General features: G+C 67.1%; 4 protein-coding genes. 2 read left to right on the top strand and 2 right to left on the bottom strand.

What is annotated here, in order from left to right:
• The first annotated feature begins 343 nt into the window (after nt 1-343).
• Nucleotides 344-889 carry a hypothetical protein gene (locus ACYVO6_RS46050; RefSeq protein WP_461072411.1) on the top strand — a complete coding sequence of 182 codons (546 nt, stop codon included), beginning with the start codon at nt 344-346 and terminating at the stop codon, nt 887-889.
• Between the two features lie 73 nt (nt 890-962).
• On the top strand, nt 963-1,808 hold the full coding sequence (locus ACYVO6_RS46045; RefSeq protein WP_461072409.1) for an intradiol ring-cleavage dioxygenase: 846 nt from the start codon (nt 963-965) through the stop codon (nt 1,806-1,808).
• A gap of 244 nt (nt 1,809-2,052) precedes the next feature.
• On the opposite strand, the gene ACYVO6_RS46040 is transcribed toward ACYVO6_RS46045, so the two are convergent.
• The gene (locus tag ACYVO6_RS46040) at nt 2,053-2,751 is read right to left on the bottom strand and encodes a transposase (protein WP_461072407.1); all 699 of its coding nucleotides are present in this window, start codon (nt 2,749-2,751) and stop codon (nt 2,053-2,055) included.
• Nucleotides 2,717-4,129 (bottom strand): family 43 glycosylhydrolase, encoded by a 1,413-nt coding sequence (locus tag ACYVO6_RS46035; protein ID WP_461072405.1) that lies wholly within the window; start codon nt 4,127-4,129, stop codon nt 2,717-2,719. Before ACYVO6_RS46035 ends, ACYVO6_RS46040 begins: the two co-directional genes overlap by 35 nt.
• Nucleotides 4,130-4,542: the final 413 nt, after the last annotated feature.

Genomic DNA, 4,542 nt, shown 5'->3' with positions numbered 1-4,542 from the left:
TCACCCCGGCGGGAAACCTGTTCGACCCACGCGTTCCATGATCGGTTGAGATACGGCTTCTCAGACCTTCGGAGGAGAGCAGTCGTGACCAAGATCAGTCGCCGTGGTGTGCTGCATGCCGCGCCGCAAGCCAAGCCGTCAGGCCCGGAAAGGAACTCTGGGCGACGGCGACCGAGGATTCCGTGAAGCATGTGGTGCCTCCGGTGTTGAGCGTGCTGGTCGCTGCCGGTCTGTTCGTCGCTCCGGTATCGGCAGCGCCGGCTTCCGAGGTGCGCTCGACCAAGCCGTTCCCCACGGTGTTGAACTCGGCTTCTCCCCCGAGGGCATCGCCATCGACGAGCGCGTGGCCTACACCGGGTCGCTGGTCGACGGGTCGATCCAGCGCATCAACCTGAAGACCGGTGCGACCGAGCAGTTCGCCCCGTCGCCCGGCCCGAGCCGGGTCGCGGTCGGTATGCACGTCGACCGCTTCGACCGGTTGTGGGTGGCCGACGGCGGCAAGGGCTTCGGCCGGGACCTCATCACCGGTTTCCGGGTGTACGACACGAGGTCCGGCGCGCTGCTGGCCGATGTCCCGGTCCCCGACGCCGTGTTCCTCGTCCGTCTCCGTGGCACTGACACTGCGTACCGAAGCCGCCAACACCTGCCCACGTCCGGCAGTAGCCAGCTCGCAGTGGCTCTTCTCCGGCCGCCAGCCCGGACAGCCCGGTCAGCTCCAAGTCCATCTGCGTCAGATCGGCGTCCCTCCGCAGTGCGCAGGACCTCCGCGATCCGTCAGCTCGTCCTCCAGGCCCCGGCCCCCGTCATCGCGAAGGCACTCGGCTATCACGACAAGACCGTCACCCGCCTGGTCACCGACAGACGGGTCCGGGCAGTGACAGGCAGATGACAGTCGATCGGTAGGGAACCGACAGCCCAGATGCCTGGTGGCCTACAGCAACTGGCTCATACCGTCTGTTGTCATGAACGTAAACCACGAGGAAGAAGTGCACGAGCACGACCGGGGCCTCTCCTACGACCTTCCCCTTCTCGCCCGTCGCCGGATGGTACGGCTGCTGGCGGGGGTGAGCCTGGTGCCGCTGGTGGGCTGCACTTCCGAGGAGGAGACCACGGCGTCCTCGTCCCCGTCGCCCTCCCCGTCGCTCTCCCCGTCGTCGTCCTCCCCGTCGCCCGTTCAGTGCGAGACGATCCCCGAGGAGACCGAAGGCCCCTTCCCCGGCGACGGTTCCAACGGCGTCAACGTCCTGAGGGAGAGCGGTGTCGTCCGCAGCGACATCACGAAGAGCTTCGGCGACTCCGCGGGGGGTACCGCCGAGGGCGTGCCCCTGACGATCACGCTCACGGTGGTGGACGCCGCCTCCGGCTGCGGCACCCCCAAGAAGGGCGCCGCCGTCTACATCTGGCAATGCGACCGGGAGGGCAGGTACTCCCTGTACAACGACGGCGTGACGGACGAGAACTACCTGCGCGGCGTCCAGGAGGCGGACGACAAGGGACAGGTCACGTTCAAGAGCATCTTCCCCGGCTGCTACCCGGGCCGCTGGCCGCACGTCCACTTCGAGGTGTACGGCAGCCTGGCCGACGCCACGGCGGCCAGGTCCATCACGAACACCTCGCAGCTCGCGCTGCCGAAGGACGTGAGCGACAGGGTGTACGCCACCGACGGCTACAGCGAGAGCGTGAGGAATCTCAGCGAGCTCTCCCTGGAGTCGGACAGCATCTTCAGCGACGGCTACAACCAGCAGCTCGCGACGGTCACCGGCAGCGTCGAGCAGGGGTACACCGCGACGCTGACAGTTCCGGTGTGACCCGTCACAGATGAACGGCTCGGGGTTCATTCCGCGCGCTCTACATCCAGCCTCTCCGGCTCCCACCCCATCCCACCGACAGGGGCACTGAGCTGCCACTTGGCTTGACTCTGTCTGGAATCCTGCCGTGGTCGAGGTCAGCCGCGGCGGCTCGCGAGTACGCAGCAGCCGCAGCCGGCCGCATGGGCGGCTCCGAGCGACCTCAAGCGCGCTGCCCATGGCCCCCCGAGGCTGCTATGTCTTGTCAAGCCGCTTGAGCGAGCTCTTCCGCATTCAGTTGGCTCCGTCGTTCGAGGATCTTGAAGATCTGGCGGCAGATGTTGCGTTTGAGGCACCGCTGCGCGTCGCGGGAGCTCTTCCCCTCGCTGACGCGGCGGGCGACGTACGTCTTCGTGGCGGGGTCCAGCCGCATCCTGATCAGGGTGATTGTGTGCATCGCTCGGTTCAGTTGGCGGTCTCCTGCCCTGTTGAGCCGGTGCTTGTTGGTCAGTCCGGAGGAGGCCGGGATCAGGGCGACACCGGCGAAGGACGCGAAGGCGGCCTCGGAACGGAACCGGCCCGAGTGTGACCAGCTGACGAGGATCTGAGCCGCGGTGATCGGACCGACGCCAAGTAACGTCAGTAGCTCTGGCGCCTGTTTGCGCACGAGCTGGAGGAGCTCGTTCTCCAGCTCGCGAGCTTCGGCCTGCAGGTGCCGGACGCGCTGGGCGGTGGACCGCAGGGCACGGATGGTCATGCGGTGCTCGGTGGACAATGCGGGACGGTCGCGGAGGCTGGCGCAGCGGGTGACCTGCTGTGATCGGCTCACGATCACCCACTCCTGCCATTCCTGCTCGGCCACGGCCAACTCGGCCTGGATGCGGTCGGCCTCCTCACGCAGCTCGTCCACGCGACGGCGAGCACCCAGCTCACGCTGTTCCAACAACCCAACCACCGACGGCATCCACGACCTCCCGGGTGGCGACAGCACGACAGGCCACTACTCCCACGGGACCGCCGACCCTACGCCCGACCAGCGGAAACGCAGCCCTCAAGTCCGGAAAGACAACGGCTTCTGAGGCGCCAGTGCACGTCGACTGGACAGCCGCCGCGCCGTTGGCAGTGGAGGCTCCGGAGATCTGCAGGCATTTGCCGCTGTTGACGTTGACCAGCCTGTAGTTGGAGCCGACGGCCGTGGGCACCCACTGCTGGTTGGCGCCGGAGTTGCAGTTCCCTGAGTTGACCGCTGCCCCGTCCGCCGTGCTCAGGCCCCAGACGTCCGCGCACTTGCCGCTGTTCCGGTTCAGCAGATGGTTGTTCGCAGCCCCCAGCGGGCTGGCGATGACCGGCCAGCCGCCCGCGAAGGTCACCTGGCGGATGTCGAGGGTCTCCTGCCCGGAGTTGTTGCCGTCGTAGTAGTGGTAGGCGAGGAATTTCGACGTGCCGTCGTCGTAGGCATCGGCTCCGCCGGCGGCCACCTTGGGGTAGGCGCCGGTCAGGACGGTGGTTCCGCCGTTGGAGGCCATGTCCGTACCGTTCTGGTCGAGGTACGGTCCCGTGATGCTGGTGGACCGGCCGACCACGGTGTAGTAGGTGCTGTTGGTCCCGCTGCAGCAGGTGCCCTTGGAACCGAAGAGGTAGTAGTAGCCGCCATTGAGGATGATCGTCGGGTTCTCGATGTTGACCGCGATGCGCCAGAGGTTGTGGTCGGTGGTGGACAGCTTGCCGGTGGACTGGTCCAGGACGTGCATGTAGGTGCCGGATCCGGTCCAGGAGCCCCAGGAGATGTACAGCCGGCCGTCCGGTCCCCAGTCGACGTTGGGGTCGATCGGGTAGTTGACGTCGGTGACCATGCCCTGGTCGGTCCAGGGGCCCTCGATGTTGGTGGCGGTGGCGAGGCCCATCACGGCGTAGTTGGTGCCCCAGAGGGAACCGGCGTAGTACAGGTGGTACTTGCCGTTGAAGTGCTTGATGTCCGGGGCCCAGATGTTCGGCGGGGTCGAGCCGAGCTTGTCGGTGATCCAGGACGGGGTCGACTCCCAGACGTTGCCCACCTTTGTCCATCCGGACGCCGCGGTGGCGTTGCACGTCTTGCGGATGGTGATGGCTCCGCTGGGGTTGAGCGAGTCGTTCTCGAACCCGGTGGAGAAGCCGTAGTAGCAGCTGCCCACCTTGATGACGCTCGGGTCGTGCATGCGGAGGTCACCGCTGAGCGCCTGGGCGGGAGAGGCGGTGACCAGGCCGAGAACGGTCAGGAAGGCGACCAGGGCCGCTGCGAGTGCGGGTCGGCCGCGTCTTGCGCCGATCCCGGGACGTGGCCCCGGGTCGTTGTGGGCGTGCATGCGAGACTCCTTTGTGTCGCTGTGGAGGGGCGGGGATCATCCCCGTCGGCGTCGGCCCTTTTCGGGCAGTGCTGTAACGCGCGTGGATCCTGGGAAATCGGCACGACGCGCGGATGCGGGCCGGACCGGCGGTTCCGCCGGATCACGTCGCCCCGAGGGACGGGTGTGGGGCCGGGCTCCGGTCCGCCCGGCATGGCTCGAGCCGCTGCCGGGGGTCCCTGACCGTCTGGCTAGTGCTGTGTCCGGAAACGATCACCGGGTTGGTGCGAGTGCCGGGTGCTGCTCGATCTGTTCCGTAGGCTCGGCCGCCATGGAAGCATCAATGTCCTTCGTCCATCACCTGGGCGTGTCCGCTTCAGACTTCGAGGCGAGTGAGCGGTTTTACACCGCTGCGCTGGAGCCGCTTGGAATCA

It is taken from the genome of Streptomyces pseudoechinosporeus (genome assembly GCF_054783935.1).
This window is presented reverse-complemented; position numbering and strand designations above follow the sequence as displayed.